The 13,945-nt window shown below is 37.3% G+C and carries 16 protein-coding genes; 10 read left to right on the top strand and 6 right to left on the bottom strand.

The genetic code is table 11. The features are described from left to right. The first annotated feature begins 40 nt into the window (after window positions 1-40). A complete protein-coding gene (locus IEW44_RS09540; RefSeq protein WP_188614817.1) occupies window positions 41-1,207 on the top strand; it encodes a MalY/PatB family protein in 1,167 nt (388 codons plus the stop codon). Between the two features lie 73 nt (window positions 1,208-1,280). On the opposite strand, the gene IEW44_RS09535 is transcribed toward IEW44_RS09540, so the two are convergent. Next, on the bottom strand, window positions 1,281-1,490 hold the full coding sequence (locus IEW44_RS09535) for a hypothetical protein (RefSeq protein WP_188614816.1): 210 nt from the start codon (window positions 1,488-1,490) through the stop codon (window positions 1,281-1,283). A gap of 20 nt (window positions 1,491-1,510) precedes the next feature. Continuing rightward, window positions 1,511-2,098, bottom strand: coding sequence for a peptidylprolyl isomerase (locus IEW44_RS09530; protein ID WP_188614815.1), 588 nt, complete (start codon window positions 2,096-2,098; stop codon window positions 1,511-1,513). Between the two features lie 192 nt (window positions 2,099-2,290). Between IEW44_RS09530 and IEW44_RS09525 the strand changes: the two genes are divergently transcribed. Then, window positions 2,291-4,138, top strand: coding sequence for a transglycosylase domain-containing protein (locus IEW44_RS09525; protein ID WP_188614814.1), 1,848 nt, complete (start codon window positions 2,291-2,293; stop codon window positions 4,136-4,138). A gap of 47 nt (window positions 4,139-4,185) precedes the next feature. Here IEW44_RS09525 and IEW44_RS09520 read toward each other — a convergent pair whose 3' ends face one another. After that, on the bottom strand, window positions 4,186-4,743 hold the full coding sequence (locus IEW44_RS09520; RefSeq protein ID WP_188614813.1) for a DUF5366 family protein: 558 nt from the start codon (window positions 4,741-4,743) through the stop codon (window positions 4,186-4,188). Window positions 4,744-4,908: 165 nt separating this feature from the next. Here IEW44_RS09520 and IEW44_RS09515 point away from each other — a divergent pair, with 165 nt between their 5' ends. From IEW44_RS09515 to mnhG, 7 genes are read left to right on the top strand one after another with little or no spacing between them, the layout of a single operon-like run. Beyond that, the gene (locus IEW44_RS09515; protein ID WP_308421637.1) at window positions 4,909-7,317 is read left to right on the top strand and encodes a Na+/H+ antiporter subunit A; all 2,409 of its coding nucleotides are present in this window, start codon (window positions 4,909-4,911) and stop codon (window positions 7,315-7,317) included. Next, on the top strand, window positions 7,304-7,726 hold the full coding sequence (locus IEW44_RS09510; protein ID WP_188614811.1) for a Na(+)/H(+) antiporter subunit B: 423 nt from the start codon (window positions 7,304-7,306) through the stop codon (window positions 7,724-7,726). The genes IEW44_RS09515 and IEW44_RS09510 overlap by 14 nt, the downstream gene beginning before the upstream one ends. Next, complete coding sequence (locus tag IEW44_RS09505) at window positions 7,726-8,070, top strand: Na(+)/H(+) antiporter subunit C (RefSeq protein WP_188614810.1); 345 nt, start codon at window positions 7,726-7,728, stop codon at window positions 8,068-8,070. The genes IEW44_RS09510 and IEW44_RS09505 overlap by 1 nt, the downstream gene beginning before the upstream one ends. Further along, window positions 8,063-9,550: a Na+/H+ antiporter subunit D gene (locus IEW44_RS09500; RefSeq protein WP_188614809.1), complete on the top strand. Its 1,488-nt coding sequence runs from the start codon at window positions 8,063-8,065 to the stop codon at window positions 9,548-9,550. The genes IEW44_RS09505 and IEW44_RS09500 overlap by 8 nt, the downstream gene beginning before the upstream one ends. Window positions 9,551-9,553: 3 nt before the next feature. After that, window positions 9,554-10,033: a Na+/H+ antiporter subunit E gene (locus tag IEW44_RS09495; protein ID WP_188614808.1), complete on the top strand. Its 480-nt coding sequence runs from the start codon at window positions 9,554-9,556 to the stop codon at window positions 10,031-10,033. Next, window positions 10,030-10,311 (top strand): Na(+)/H(+) antiporter subunit F1, encoded by a 282-nt coding sequence (locus IEW44_RS09490; protein ID WP_188614807.1) that lies wholly within the window; start codon window positions 10,030-10,032, stop codon window positions 10,309-10,311. Before IEW44_RS09495 ends, IEW44_RS09490 begins: the two co-directional genes overlap by 4 nt. After that, complete coding sequence (gene mnhG / locus IEW44_RS09485) at window positions 10,295-10,663, top strand: monovalent cation/H(+) antiporter subunit G (RefSeq protein ID WP_188614806.1); 369 nt, start codon at window positions 10,295-10,297, stop codon at window positions 10,661-10,663. The genes IEW44_RS09490 and mnhG overlap by 17 nt, the downstream gene beginning before the upstream one ends. Before the next feature lie 77 nt (window positions 10,664-10,740). On the opposite strand, the gene IEW44_RS09480 is transcribed toward mnhG, so the two are convergent. After that, complete coding sequence (locus IEW44_RS09480) at window positions 10,741-12,231, bottom strand: leucyl aminopeptidase (RefSeq protein WP_188614805.1); 1,491 nt, start codon at window positions 12,229-12,231, stop codon at window positions 10,741-10,743. A gap of 130 nt (window positions 12,232-12,361) precedes the next feature. On the opposite strand from IEW44_RS09480, the gene IEW44_RS09475 reads away from it, so the two are divergent. Further along, complete coding sequence (locus IEW44_RS09475) at window positions 12,362-12,835, top strand: divergent PAP2 family protein (RefSeq protein ID WP_188614804.1); 474 nt, start codon at window positions 12,362-12,364, stop codon at window positions 12,833-12,835. A 102-nt stretch (window positions 12,836-12,937) separates the two neighbouring features. Here the strand turns inward: IEW44_RS09475 and IEW44_RS09470 are convergent, their stop codons facing one another. Both IEW44_RS09470 and IEW44_RS09465 read right to left on the bottom strand, forming a co-directional pair. Then, entirely contained in the window at window positions 12,938-13,267 is a 330-nt protein-coding gene (locus IEW44_RS09470; protein ID WP_188614803.1) for a YuiB family protein, read from the bottom strand. Between the two features lie 95 nt (window positions 13,268-13,362). Beyond that, window positions 13,363-13,848 carry an NUDIX domain-containing protein gene (locus IEW44_RS09465; protein ID WP_188614802.1) on the bottom strand — a complete coding sequence of 162 codons (486 nt, stop codon included), beginning with the start codon at window positions 13,846-13,848 and terminating at the stop codon, window positions 13,363-13,365. Window positions 13,849-13,945: the final 97 nt, after the last annotated feature.

Below are 13,945 nucleotides of genomic sequence, written 5' to 3'. Positions count from 1 at the left end.
GTATGATAACATAGTAACAAAAAAAAGGGAGTGTTAGTGCTTGTTTAATTTTGATAACGTTATTGAACGTAGACATACAAACTCATTAAAGTGGGACAATTTTGGGCCCATCTATCAACTCACATCAATCGAAGATATTTTACCTATGTGGGTAGCTGATATGGACTTTGCTGTACCTCAATGTGTGACAACAGCTATCACTAAACGATTAGAACACCCCGTATTTGGCTATAGTAATATTTGTGATAATACTTACCTAGCTATTATTAACTGGTTAGCTACACATCATCACTACACTGTTAAAAAAGATGAACTATTATTCCGACATGGTGTCATACCTGCACTTGCTAATGTTATTGCAGCGTTGACAAAAGAAGGTGACGCTATCGTCATATCACCACCTGTGTACCATCCGTTTTATTTCATCCCAACAAACTTAAATCGTACCTTACTTACGTGTCCGCTAGTTGAACAAAATGGGCATTATCATTTTGATTTCGACGCATTTGAACAACAATTAATAAAAGCAAAAGCATATATTTTGTGCAACCCTCATAACCCAGGTGGCATGGTGTGGGATGAAGCTACATTACGAGAAATAGTGCGCCTCTGTGCAAAGCATGATGTGTTAATCATATCAGACGAAATTCATGCAGACCTTGTATTTCAACCGCATCAACATATTCCTATAGCTACTGTTGCTGGCGATGAGATTAATCGGGTTATTACATGTATGGCACCAACCAAAACCTTTAACTTAGCCAGCATACAAAGTGCCTTTATGATTGTACATGATGCGAATAAGCGTGAATTAATTGAGTCCTATGCAACAGCAAATGGACAAGGTGGGATTAATGTCCTTGCTGTTGAAGCAACAAGAGCTGCATTTGAAGAAGGTGAGGAATGGCGCTTAGCGATGCTCGATTACATCAGTCATACGATGGATGTTGTCATTCGTGAACTCTCTACAATAGATGGTGTGACGGCTTTAAAGCCTGATGGTACGTATTTATTATGGATTGATTACCGCGCTACTGGATTAAGTGAAAAAGAAATAATGCAACGCTTACTCACTGTTGGCAAATTAGCTTTAGAACCTGGTACAAAATATGGCGTTGAAGGTGAAGGCTTCCTGCGGATGAATCTAGCCTGTCCACTCGCAACAGCCGAAGAAGCGATTGCCCGTTTTAAAAAAGCTTTAGCTTAAATACCACACGACGAAAACTAATACGCAATAATAAAACCGACTTGTACATGATGTACAAGTCGGTTTTATAGGTTTAAGACATATGATTAATATCTTTATCTTTTAACACACGTTCTTCAATTTTTTTCGCTTCTGCTGCTTGTTTGCGTGAAATTTTCAGCACCCAACGGAAAACGAAAAATAATATAATCATAAAGATTGTGAACGAAATTGCTGCTGGGATATATTCTGATTTGTCTTCAGGGAAGTAAAGGAACGGCATTAAAATCGTAAGTGCGTTCATTTACACAACCTCCTGTCATTTTAGTTTTCAAAAACTTCAATTGACTCAATGACAACATCTTCTTTTGGCTTATCACCACGAGCTGTTTTAACACCTGCAATTGCGTCAACTACGTCCATGCCTTCCACAACATGACCGAATACTGTATGGCGTTGATCTAAATGTGGTGTGCCACCGTTCTTTTCATATGCTTCAGCTACTTCTTTAGGCCAACCACCTTTTTCTAGTTGATCACTAGAAGCGGGTGCTTCATTATTTTGTACAATGAAGAATTGAGAGCCGTTTGTGTTAGGCCCTGCATTTGCCATAGATAATGCACCGCGTAAATTAAATACTTCCATAGAGAACTCATCTTCAAAAGAGTCGCCCCAAATCGATTCGCCACCCATACCTGTACCTGTTGGGTCGCCACCTTGAATCATAAAATTAGGAATAACACGGTGGAAAATGATACCGTTATAATAACCTGATTTAGCGTGACCTAAGAAGTTTTCTACTGTCTTTGGTGCATGTTGAGGGAACAATTTAATTTTCATTGAACCTTTATTTGTATTCATTTGTACTAATACTTCGCCCTCTAATAATTCTGTTGTTAGTTGTGGAAACATATTTGTCTCTCCTTTTAGCCTAAATTACATTAATACAATAATGCCCGATTAACTGCTTTCAGTTTATCATACCTCACACAATTATGGGTTGCTTAACTGACAAATTTCATTATTTTGCCCAAAAGAGTAGGCATAAGCGAGTGATACATCATATAATAAATTTGGTAATGTTTGACGAGAAAGAGGTTTACTATGAGAAAACTAATGGGCATCCTTACTATTTTGCTTTGTGGCGGGCTTGTCTGGTATATTACAGAGCAATTATTTGGTGAGTGGTATGTAGCACAAGAACGGGAGGAAAAAATTCAAGCCTCCATAGAATTACCTGAAATACATAATGCAATACCGGTCACATTATTTGATGAGAATAATAATCCATTTTACGAAACGTATGCCGAGTGGCGTGTCCCTTTACAATTAGAAGAAACACCTTTAATTGCCCAACAGCTTGTTTTATTAAGTGAAGATGTTGGTTTTTATGACCATATTGGTTTTGATGTGAGTGCCATTGCACGAGCCTTTGTGGCAAACTCTGGTAGTGGTGCTAAGGGACAAGGTGGTAGTACCATCACACAGCAACTTGTACGTATGCGTTATCTTAATGAAGAAAAAACATATGAACGAAAAGTGTTAGAATTGTTTTATGCGTATGAGCTCGAAAAAGTATTAACAAAAGAACAAATATTAACAGCTTATTTAAATGAAATGTATTATAGTAATCAAGTTTATGGTATTGGTGGTGCTGCAACATATTATTTCCAACGTCCCATCCAACAACTCACAACAGCAGAGGTGGCATTTTTAGCTGCCATCCCTAATAATCCATCTCACTATAATCCATTAATTCATTTTGATAACACAAAAGCACGTCAAGAAATGTTAATTGATGTATTAGCTAAACATAATGTGCTCTCTCTTGAACAAGCTGAAGCAGAAAAGGCTCAAGTCATCACATTGAATGTCAAACCAAAATTAGAAAAAGCGCCTGCCTATGCTTCTTATGCTTTACATGAATTTACACAACTTGTTGGTGCCAAAGAAAATTACACAGAACGCATTAGAAAAGCCAAAACTGAAGATAGCAAATTAGCTATTGAAAAACAACTTGATGAACGCGTGCATTATTTACTACAATCTGGCGTAAATATTCAAACTAACTTACGACCTGATAAACAAGCACGTGATGAAGCTGCTATTAATCGTGTATTGGGTGGTGATTTACAGTCTGGAGTTACAACCATTGACAATACCACAAGAGGGATTGTAAGTATTTATGGCGGCAATCAGTATGCACCTACACAATTTAATCGTGCCTATCAAGCTGTGCGTCAACCAGGCTCTACCTTAAAGCCTTTAATGGTATACGCACCATTATTTGAGACAACATCCTATACACCACAGTCTTATGTTAATGCAGGCCGGTATTGTATTGGCAATTATTGTCCCCGCAACTACGGGAATGCTGTCTATGGTGAAGTACCTATTATGACAGCATTTCGCTATAGTTATAATACGCCTGCTGTTCGCCTGTTAAATACTATCGGCTTATCAACTGGCTATCAATACTTACAGCAATTTAATTTTAAGCACCTTGTCCCACAAGATGAAAACTTTGCAACGGCATTAGGTGGGCTAACTGTTGGCATTAGCACAGATGAACTTGCAGATGCTTATACGAGCTTTATTGATGGTTCTTATATGCCTGCTCGCGCCATTCGACAAGTCACTGATACGGCAGGAAATGTATTGTATAAATGGGATGATAAACTTGACTACGTTTGGTCAGGGCGTACCACACGTTACATGCGACAAATGTTAGCAGACGTTGTGAATAATGGTACTGCAAAAAAAGTATACACAAACACAAGCTATGTTGGGGCTAAGACAGGCACTACTAATGATTACAAAGACTTTTGGATTGCTGGTTTATCTGACCGTTATACGAGTGCTGTTTGGCTCGGTTATGATACGCCACGCAATATGGAATGGCTAGAGAAAAAATATTTACACCATCATATCTTATCCATCACTATAGAATAACTAAAAAGGTAGCGCTCCTAAGGAACGCTACCTTTTGTTTGTCATCTTTAAAAGGGCAAACTTGCTAGCAATGTATTGTATAACTTCACCACCGCATAAGCAATACCTAAAATAATAACCGTATAAATCACAAACTCAAACAGCAATAATAATAGTACATTAAAAAAGGATAAGTTAGTGGTTAGTCTCGCCATTACAACAATAAAATACGCAATAATTGTAATCGCACTAACACTTAATAATAAGAATAAATGATTCATACCAATAAAGGAAACACAAGCCCCAATAAATAACACCACATAACTACTGCGAGTATCAATAAATGGTTGTTCCTCTGTGAATTTAGCAAAGAACAGCATACCAATTGCGTGCACAGTTTCACCAATAAGTTTTATTGCAGCAAATAACATAAAAAACAGCACAATAAAACAAATGAATAAAAAAGTACGCAACTCAAAGTCCGTTAAAAACTCACGCATTGCAGCATAAATGCCTATCTTCTTAAACAAGAGTAATGACTCATTTACGGCAAAAATGCCGAATGACATACTAAAAAATAAAATTGTCACAAGTGGTAAAAAACCAAAAAAATACGGATTTTTCATGCAGTTCCCTCATATATGTATAGTTGTAAATTCCCTTCCTATCATATCCAATTTCAGTCCCTTTTAGCAAGAGTAAATTCCCGTTTCAACATGCACAGCGCAGAAAAATGATATATAATAAACGTGGTTTTAACGCTTTTAATGAATACACAAAGGAGGATTTTTTTGACACAAGTACTTTTTATATTCATTCCTATGCTTGCCGCTGTATTCATACCTTTTTTATTTAAATCAATAAAAAATGTTCACACAGGCTGGTTTGTGTTGCTTGTGCCCGCTTCATTAGTCATCGTTTACAGCACATACATTGCTGATGTTGCTCGCGGACAAGTGTTTACAGGAAGCTTAGAGTGGATTCCATCTCTCGGTATTAATTTTGTTTCTTATTTAGATGGTCTCAGCTTATTATTCTCGTTACTTATTACGGGGATTGGCTCTCTCGTTGTACTTTATTCCATCTTTTATTTGGATAAGAAAAAAGAACAATTGCATAACTTTTATATTTATTTGCTCTTGTTTATGTGTGCCATGCTTGGTGTGGTACAGTCAGACCATTTAATTTCCCTGTATTTCTTTTGGGAGCTTACTTCAATTTCATCATTTTTACTTATCGGTTATTGGTATAACCGTGATAAATCAAGATTTGGTGCTTTAAAATCGATGATGATTACAGTCGGTGGCGGTCTGTTTATGCTTGGTGGTTTTTTACTATTAGGTATTATGGGTGATACTTTCTCCATTAGAGAATTAATAGCGCAAGCCCCACAACTCGCTTCACATGACTACTTTATTTGGGCTTTATTACTCGTTTTGTTAGGTGCTTTTACAAAATCAGCACAATTCCCCTTCTATATTTGGTTACCAGACGCGATGGAAGCGCCAACACCTGTCAGTGCTTATTTACACTCCGCTACCATGGTTAAGGCTGGCATTTATTTAGTCGCTCGTTTTACACCTATCTTTGCCTTATCTGAGGTGTGGATTTGGTTAGTAGCTGGTATCGGATTGTTGACATTATGTTGGGGTTCTTTCTTTGCTGTTAAACAAACCGATTTAAAAGGGATTTTAGCATTCTCTACTGTGAGCCAACTTGGCTTAATTATGAGTCTATTAGGAGCAAGCGCTATCACATTCCATGTTGATGATGTAAGTAATAGCATATTCCGCTTTGCTGCTTTTGCTGCTGTCTTTCATTTAATTAATCATGCTACGTTTAAAGGCAGTTTGTTCATGATTGCAGGCATTGTAGACCACGAAACAGGTACACGTGATATTCGCAAACTTGGTGGCTTAATGAGTATTATGCCTCTCAGTTTTACTGTAGCTGCTATTGGAAGTTTTTCAATGGCTGGACTGCCTCCTTTTAATGGTTTCTTAAGTAAGGAAATGTTCTTAACGGCCATGCTTGCGATTAAAGAGTTTGAATTATTCAATTTTAATACATGGGGCATTTTGTTCCCTGTGCTTGCTTTTATGGCTAGTGTTTTCACATTTGTGTATAGTTTTTATTTCGTCTGTCACACCTTTATAAAGAAAAGAAACGAAAAATATGCGGATACTGTACATGAAGCGCCAATTGGTATGCTTGTTTCGCCTATTTTATTAGCTTCATTTGTCATTCTTATCTTCTTTATTCCGAATGTGATTGGAGATTTATTTGTGAAACCTGCTATGCTCGCCTTCCAACCCTTTTATGCATCAGCTGCTGCTATTGATATTCACGTGAGCGCATGGCATGGCTTTACACCCGAATTATATCTGACATTAGGGATTGTCGGATTAGGTGCTTTATTATTTAGCACATTAAAAAAATGGCAACCTCTGTATCAACTTTGGCCACAAAAATTCACGTTAAATCATGCTTATGACATGATGATGATAGGGCTTGATACAGGCATGAATCAAGTATCTCGCTCATACATGCGTGATTCGATGCGCCAATATTTGTTATACATGTTTACAGCTATTAGTGTCATTGTAATCACAACCTTATTTGTGACTGATGCCTTTTCATTCTCGTTTGAAGGTACAGCACCTATTCGCTTATATGAAATTATTTTAATTATTGTATTGGTGATTGGTGTCGTGACAACATTAATTGCAAAGTCACGACTCACAGCTATTATTGGGCTTGGCTCTGTCGGTTATACAGTGGCTTTATTCTTTGTTATCTTTAATGCGCCTGACTTAGCGTTAACACAGCTTGTCATTGAAACCATATCTGTAGCCCTATTTTTATTAGCATTTTATCACTTACCTAAGTTGACTAAAATTAATGAGCGCATGCGTTTTCAAGTCAATCGTGCTGTCGTCTCATTAGCTGTCGGAGCTATGGTCACATTAGTTGCGTTGTCTGCACAATCTCAAAAACTGTTTCCTTCTATCTCTAAATATTATGAAGAAACTGTAGCTACCCTTGCTGGTGGTGGTAATATCGTAAATGTTATTTTAGTCGATTATCGTGGCTTTGATACATTATTTGAGATTGCTGTGTTAAGTATTGCTGGTATTGGGATTTTTGCCATGATTAAATTACGTCTCACAAGAAAGGGGAATGGCCATGAAAACAAATGATATGATTATTCAGTTTACAGCGAAGATTGTCTTCTTTATCATCTTCTTCTTTGCCATTCACATCTTTTTAGCTGGACATTACACACCTGGTGGGGGCTTTGTAGGTGGATTACTCGCCTCTAGTGCCATCGTATTACTTGTATTAGCCTTTGATATTAAAACCGTGCGTACCGTGATCCCTGTCAACTATACAACGTTAATTGGCATTGGTTTGTTGCTTGCTTTAGCAACAGCTGCCTTCCCTATGTTTAAAGGTGACCCTTTCTTTACGCACTATTTTGACTACTTTACCTTACCGTTAATCGGTAAAACATCGTTACACACAGCTATGCTTTTCGATACAGGGGTCTTTTTAGTAGTAGTTGGCGTTACGATGACCATTATTCAAACGATTGGAGAGGATGAATAGTGGAAATCATTATGGCTTTTGTTATTGGCTTATTGTTTACAGCAGCTGTTTATTTAATGCTGTCTCGTAGTTTGTTACGTATTATTATCGGTACAGGGCTACTTAGCCATGGTGCCCACCTCCTCATCTTAACTATGGGAGGATTAGATGGTAAAGCACCTCCTGTGTTAACAGACGGGGTAACAGATTTTGCTGACCCTTTACCACAAGCATTGATTTTAACAGCTATTGTTATTAGTTTTGGGGTTACAGCCTTCTTCCTTGTGTTAGCTTATCGCTCTTATCAAGAGCTTGATACAGATGATATTAGTGCTATGAAAGGAGGAAGTGAAGACGATGAATAACTTTTTATTACTACCGATCATCATTCCTTTTTTCTTTGGTATGATTTTGCTATTTGGACAAAAAAGTCTGCGTTTTCAACGTGGAGGGGCAATGATTGGATTAATCATTTCGTTTGCCTGTGCGGTTGCTTTATTATTTAAAGTTAAAAATGACGGCGTGCAAACTGTTACTTTTGGTGGTTGGCCAGAGCCTTTTGGCATTACGATGGTATCTGATATGGTGTCTGCTCTACTTGTCACGACGACATTATTATTAGCGATATTTATTGTATGGTATGGCTTTAACTCTATTGGTACAGCACGTGAACATTTTTATTACTACCCTGCTATCATGATGATTTTGACAGGCGTCAATGGTGCGTTCACAACAGGCGATATTTTTAACCTCTTTGTATTTTTCGAGGTGCTATTGATGGCATCTTATGTGTTAATCGTCTTAGGTGGCACAAAAAAACAATTGGCAGGTTCAATCAAATATATTTTGATTAATGTAATTTCATCTGCGCTATTTGTGATTAGTGTAGCTTATTTATATTCAGTTGTTGGAACATTAAATATGGCAGACATTGCACTAAAAATCGCTGAAGTGAATCAGCCTGGTATTATTACAACGATTGCTGTGTTGTTTTTACTGGTCTTTGGCTTAAAAGCAGCCATCTTCCCGCTATACTTTTGGTTGCCTACTTCGTATGCAGCAGCACCGCCACCTGTATTAGCACTGTTTGGTGCATTGCTTACTAAAGTAGGTGTATACGCGATTATGCGTACGTACACTTTATTCTTTATCCATGATTTAAGTTACACACATGAATTGTTATTATGGTTGTCGGTATTAACAATTATTGCAGGCTGTATTGGTGCACTAGCTTACTTCGATATTAAACAAATTATTATCTATAATATTGTAATTGCAGTTGGGGTCATTTTATTCGGCGTTGCACAAATGAATGAAGATGGCTTAACAGGGGCTATGTTTTATTTAATACACGATATGATTATCAAAGCTGCCTTGTTTATGTTGATTGGTATTATTGTGTATAAAACGGGGACGACTGATTTACGTAAAATGGGTGGACTAATGCGCTCAAGCCCTGTGTTAGGTTGGTTTTATTTAATTGCTGCATTTGGATTAGCCGGCATCCCTCCTCTCAGCGGTTTTGTTGGTAAACTATTAATCGCTAAAGGAGGCTTTGAAGCGGGTAACTTAGGTACAAGTATTTTTATACTCGCATCTAGTTTGCTCGTATTATTATCTGTTATTCGCATCTTTATTTATGCCTTTTGGGGAGAAGAACAACCGACAAAACCTATACTCTCAAAAAAGCAAACTACACAATTATTTATTCCAACAGCGATTGTTATTATCATCTCTATAGCATATGGTGTAGGGGCAGAATGGCTAACACCATTTATGAATGATGCAGGGAAAACATTAGCGGACCCTTCGATTTATATTGATGCGGTATTTAAGGGGGAATAGACGATGGCATTTCAGATTTTATTAAACTTTACCCTTGCTTTCATTTGGATGTTTTTGTCCTCTAACTTTACAGCATCAGGCTTTTTAATTGGTTTTTTATTAGGCATGTTAGCGATTATTATGATGCGCCGCTTCTTTAAACAACGCATTTATCTTGTTAGAGTATGGGCGTTAATTAAATTAACATTACTGTTTATTAAAGAATTAATTATGGCAAATGTTCAAGTATTAAAGCTTGCGCTCAGTCCTAAGTTAAATATGCAACCTGCCTTCTTTGCCTTACCAATCGAGCTAAAAGAAGAGTGGGAGATTACGTTATTATCGAGTTTAATTACACTCACACCTGGTACAATTGTTGTTCATATTTCAGATGATGCTAAAACATTATACATCCATGCTATTGATATAGATGATGTGGATGAAGCAATTGATGATATTAAAAATTCATTTGAAAAAGCCATCATGGAGGTGACAAAGTCATGACGTATTTTATTTGGGGTTCTATTGTAGTCATTATGATTGCTATGATACCTATCGTCATTCGTATGGTAAAGGGCCCTTCTTCTGCCGACCGTGTTGTTGCACTTGACTCTATTGGTGTTGCATTAATTAGTTTAATCGGTTTATTTTCTATTTTTGCAGAAACAAGCTTTTATTTAGAGATTATTTTATTATTAGCTATTTTATCGTTTATTGGTACGGTAGCCTTTTCAAAATTTATAGAGAAGGGAGACATTATTAAACGTGACAATTCTCGCTAATATTTTAATTGTCTTCTTTATCTCTGTCGGTGTACTCTTTATTGTGGTGACGGCAATTGGTTTAATCCGCTTTCCCGATTTATATACACGTGCACATGCCGCTTCTAAAAGTGCTACTTTAGGTGTAATGTGTATATTAATTGGGGTGTTTCTTTACTTTTGGTTAATTGAAGGTCATTTTAATCCACGCATTTTATTAGGTGTCTTATTTTTATTTATTACTGGCCCTGTTGGTGGTCACATTATGAGTAGGTCTTCGTACATTGCAGGCATTAAGCCGTGGAAAGGTACGGTTAAAGATGATTTAGGACCAGAAATCGAACGCATGAAAAAAGAACAAGGTATAAAATAAAATAAAATAAATAGGCACGGGCGAGATAAAATTTGCCCGTGCCTATTATTATGTTAAATGTTTCACGTTAGTGAATCTTACTTCTCAGCACCTTTGCGTTCGATAAAGCTCGCTAACGTACGCACCATAGCACCTGTGCCGCCTTTTGGCCCTAAATCATAAGGGGCTTCAGCATCGGATGTCCCTGCAATGTCTAAATGAATCCACGGTGTCTCTTCAGCAAACTCACCAACAAAACCGCCACCAAAAATCATATGACCATCGCGACCTGGTGAATTGTTTAAATCAGCAAATTCTGATTTACGAATGCGCTTTTTATCACTTTCTGTTAAAGGTAAGCGCCATACAAATTCATCTGTCTCACCTGTAGATAACATGAAGTCTTCAAAGAATGCTTCGTCGTTTGTTAAAGCACCTGTTTTATCCATACCGAGTGCCACAATAACACCACCCGTTAATGTAGCAACATCAAATAAATAATCAGCACCTTGTTGCTTAGCATACGTTGTAGCATCCGCCAACACAAGACGTCCTTCCGCATCAGTATTTAATACTTCCACTGTTTTACCACTTAATGTTGTGATCACATCATCTGGCTTTAAAGATTGACCTGAGATCATATTGTCTGTTGCGCCAATGACAGCTACTACATTTTGGTTAGGTCGCATCTCCCCAACAATTTGCATAGCACCTAGTACAGCGGCAGCACCGCCCATATCACCTTTCATACCTACCATAGATGGCCCTGGTTTTAAAGAGTAGCCACCTGTATCATACGTTACACCTTTACCAACTAAACCAATTACATCTGTAAAATCAGCTGTTGCTTTATAACGTAATGTAATAAGGCGAGGTTCTTCAACTGACCCTTGGTTAACGGCTAAAATACCACCTGCACCCATCTCTTCAAGCTGTGCTTTATTTAAAATCTCTACTTCAAAGTCATATTTTTCTGCCAATTGTTGGGCAAAATCGGCTAATTTTGTTGCTGTTAAAAGATTAGGTGGCATATTAATCAATCGTCTTGCATAGTTGGTAGCATCTGCATAAATCACACCTGCTTCAAATGCGCCAGCTACTTCGTCAATATCCGCTGTTGCTACTAAGCTTACTTGTTGTAGTGACACGTCTGGCTCATTGGACGTTGTTTTATAATTTTCTACTGTATAATAACCTAAACCTAGACCTTCACCTGCAAGATAGGCTACATCTTCTCGCTCAATTTGTGCTGTAGCAAAAGAAGCGAGCCAAATGCCAATACTTTCTGCTTTTACTTCTTTAATGGCTTTACCAACTACACCAAAACTTTCTCGTAATGTCTTTTCAGATAATGATTTATTATCACCTAAACCTACGAAAAGAATACGTTTAATATTTTTGCCTGTTACAGGGATTTTAGTAATTTTTTTAGTTTCTGTACTAATATCGCCCTCTTTAAACCACGTGTTAATTTCCTCACCGAAGTAAGCATAGAAAGCTTCCCACTGTTGGCGATTTTTTGGTGCACCCACAATTAGTAGGTCTGATGTTAATGTGTCAAATGTTGTTTCATTTTTATTAACTTGCATGATTCTGCCTCCTTTAATCTATTACATTAACTATTATAGCAATCTTTTTAATTTAGTGTAAATTTACGATATTTTATCACTTGGAATGCTATACTAGCTACAAGATTATGCTTATGGGAGGGTGTCTGATATGACCATTTTAGATAATACACCACTACTTGTAGCCTTACTGGCGATAGGCTTTGCACAAATTTTAAAAATACCTATCCATTACTTAGCTACACGCACATGGCAATGGTCCTTATTAACATCCACAGGTGGCATGCCTAGCTCACACTCTGCTGCTGTCACAAGCTTAGCAACAGCCGTTGCATTTGAAACTTCCTTAGACTCTCCCATCTTTGCTGTTGCATTAATGTTTGCTATCATTGTTATGTATGATGCTAGTGGTGTACGCTTTGAAGCAGGTAAACATGCTACGTTACTTAACGAACTACGAAAAGACTTTGATACATTAACTAAACAAATCAATAATTGGTCCTCATTAAACGCTCGTGAAAAACAAGAAGAGTTAAAAACTCTATTAGGTCACAAGCGTAGCGAGGTTGTAGCTGGTGCCATTAGCGGTATCATTTTTGCCGCCACTTTTTATTATCTTGCATAATAAAAAAGCATGTCCCCCTTTCAGAGACACGCTTTTGATTTTATTACAGCCGATCATATGTTTTATTAAAAAAAGAGGCAGAGATTGCTCCCCACACTCTTTTTAGAACATACGATAGCCGCTTTTACGTAAAATAATCATTACAATACCAGCTACAATAGCGCCTGCTAAACCACCACTTAGCATAATAATATCAGCTAGTTTTAAGGAGATAAAATTATCCCATAGCGCTGGGAAAGCTGTCTTAGGTTTAAAAATATAATCCGTCATCTTCACCTTATCAATAATAAATACTACGATAAGAGGATACAAGAACGCCATAAACCAAGTCACGCGTAATAACATATTGATTAAGAAACCAATGCCAAAAAACATAACAAAGAATAAAAGCGTTGAAATTACTAGTTGAATAATTGATATTGAACCGCCCATACCGATGTAATACCTCCATTTTCCTCTCATTAGTTTAACTGATAGTTAGAGCGCTTTCAACGCATTCCACTCATTTGCTATCATTTGGACATATTTTAAAAAAACAATTTATAGCTGGTGTAGCCAAAAATATCACCTGGGTCTACTGTTTCATTTACACAAAATTGCGTCTCATGCGGTGTGCTACTTGCCATCTCTTTAAGCATAGCAGATGTTAAGTGATCTGTTACTAGGCTTTTAGGCGTACGCCATTCACAAGCTAATAACTCGCGCTCAGATTTAACAAACGGTTGGTTTATGCGGGGCGTCGCTAAAAAAATTGCCATATTATCACTAATCTCATCGCGAATAATCCCTGTGCGAAAACCAATTAACCCTTTTACCTGACAATCAATGCCTGTCTCTTCTTTAATCTCACGAATCACAGCTTCGTCAATCGTTTCACCTTCATCAACAAAACCTGCGGGTAAAGACCATTTTCCTTTTAGTCCGCTATATGATTTTTTAACGACTAGCCACTCGCCCTCATCATTAATAACTAGACCTGCCACACCAAGCCAAACCTTGCCTCGCTTACTCATCTTGATACCCCCTACAATCTCTCTTATATTATAAGCGAAAATGTTTTTTTGAACATTAGTTCCGCTTATATCCATAAAAAAAGAAGGAAGCATATTA

The sequence above is a fragment of the Lysinibacillus alkalisoli genome, from assembly GCF_014643595.1.
Lineage (GTDB): Bacteria > Bacillota > Bacilli > Bacillales_A > Planococcaceae > Metalysinibacillus > Metalysinibacillus alkalisoli.
Note: the sequence above shows the minus strand (reverse complement) of the source record. Positions and strands in the feature narration are given on the sequence as shown.

Bases quoted from the DNA above. Each gene is read 5' to 3' on its own strand.
- IEW44_RS09535 (WP_188614816.1), bottom strand. From the start codon at position 1,490: ATGAACGCACTTACGATTTTAATGCCGTTCCTTTACTTCCCTGAAGAC.
- IEW44_RS09530 (WP_188614815.1), bottom strand. From the start codon at position 2,098: ATGTTTCCACAACTAACAACAGAATTATTAGAGGGCGAAGTATTAGTA.
- IEW44_RS09525 (WP_188614814.1), top strand. From the start codon at position 2,291: ATGAGAAAACTAATGGGCATCCTTACTATTTTGCTTTGTGGCGGGCTT.
- IEW44_RS09520 (WP_188614813.1), bottom strand. From the start codon at position 4,743: ATGAAAAATCCGTATTTTTTTGGTTTTTTACCACTTGTGACAATTTTA.
- IEW44_RS09510 (WP_188614811.1), top strand. From the start codon at position 7,304: ATGAAAACAAATGATATGATTATTCAGTTTACAGCGAAGATTGTCTTC.
- IEW44_RS09500 (WP_188614809.1), top strand. From the start codon at position 8,063: ATGAATAACTTTTTATTACTACCGATCATCATTCCTTTTTTCTTTGGT.
- IEW44_RS09495 (WP_188614808.1), top strand. From the start codon at position 9,554: ATGGCATTTCAGATTTTATTAAACTTTACCCTTGCTTTCATTTGGATG.
- IEW44_RS09490 (WP_188614807.1), top strand. From the start codon at position 10,030: ATGACGTATTTTATTTGGGGTTCTATTGTAGTCATTATGATTGCTATG.
- IEW44_RS09480 (WP_188614805.1), bottom strand. From the start codon at position 12,231: ATGCAAGTTAATAAAAATGAAACAACATTTGACACATTAACATCAGAC.
- IEW44_RS09475 (WP_188614804.1), top strand. From the start codon at position 12,362: ATGACCATTTTAGATAATACACCACTACTTGTAGCCTTACTGGCGATA.
- IEW44_RS09470 (WP_188614803.1), bottom strand. From the start codon at position 13,267: ATGGGCGGTTCAATATCAATTATTCAACTAGTAATTTCAACGCTTTTA.
- IEW44_RS09465 (WP_188614802.1), bottom strand. From the start codon at position 13,848: ATGAGTAAGCGAGGCAAGGTTTGGCTTGGTGTGGCAGGTCTAGTTATT.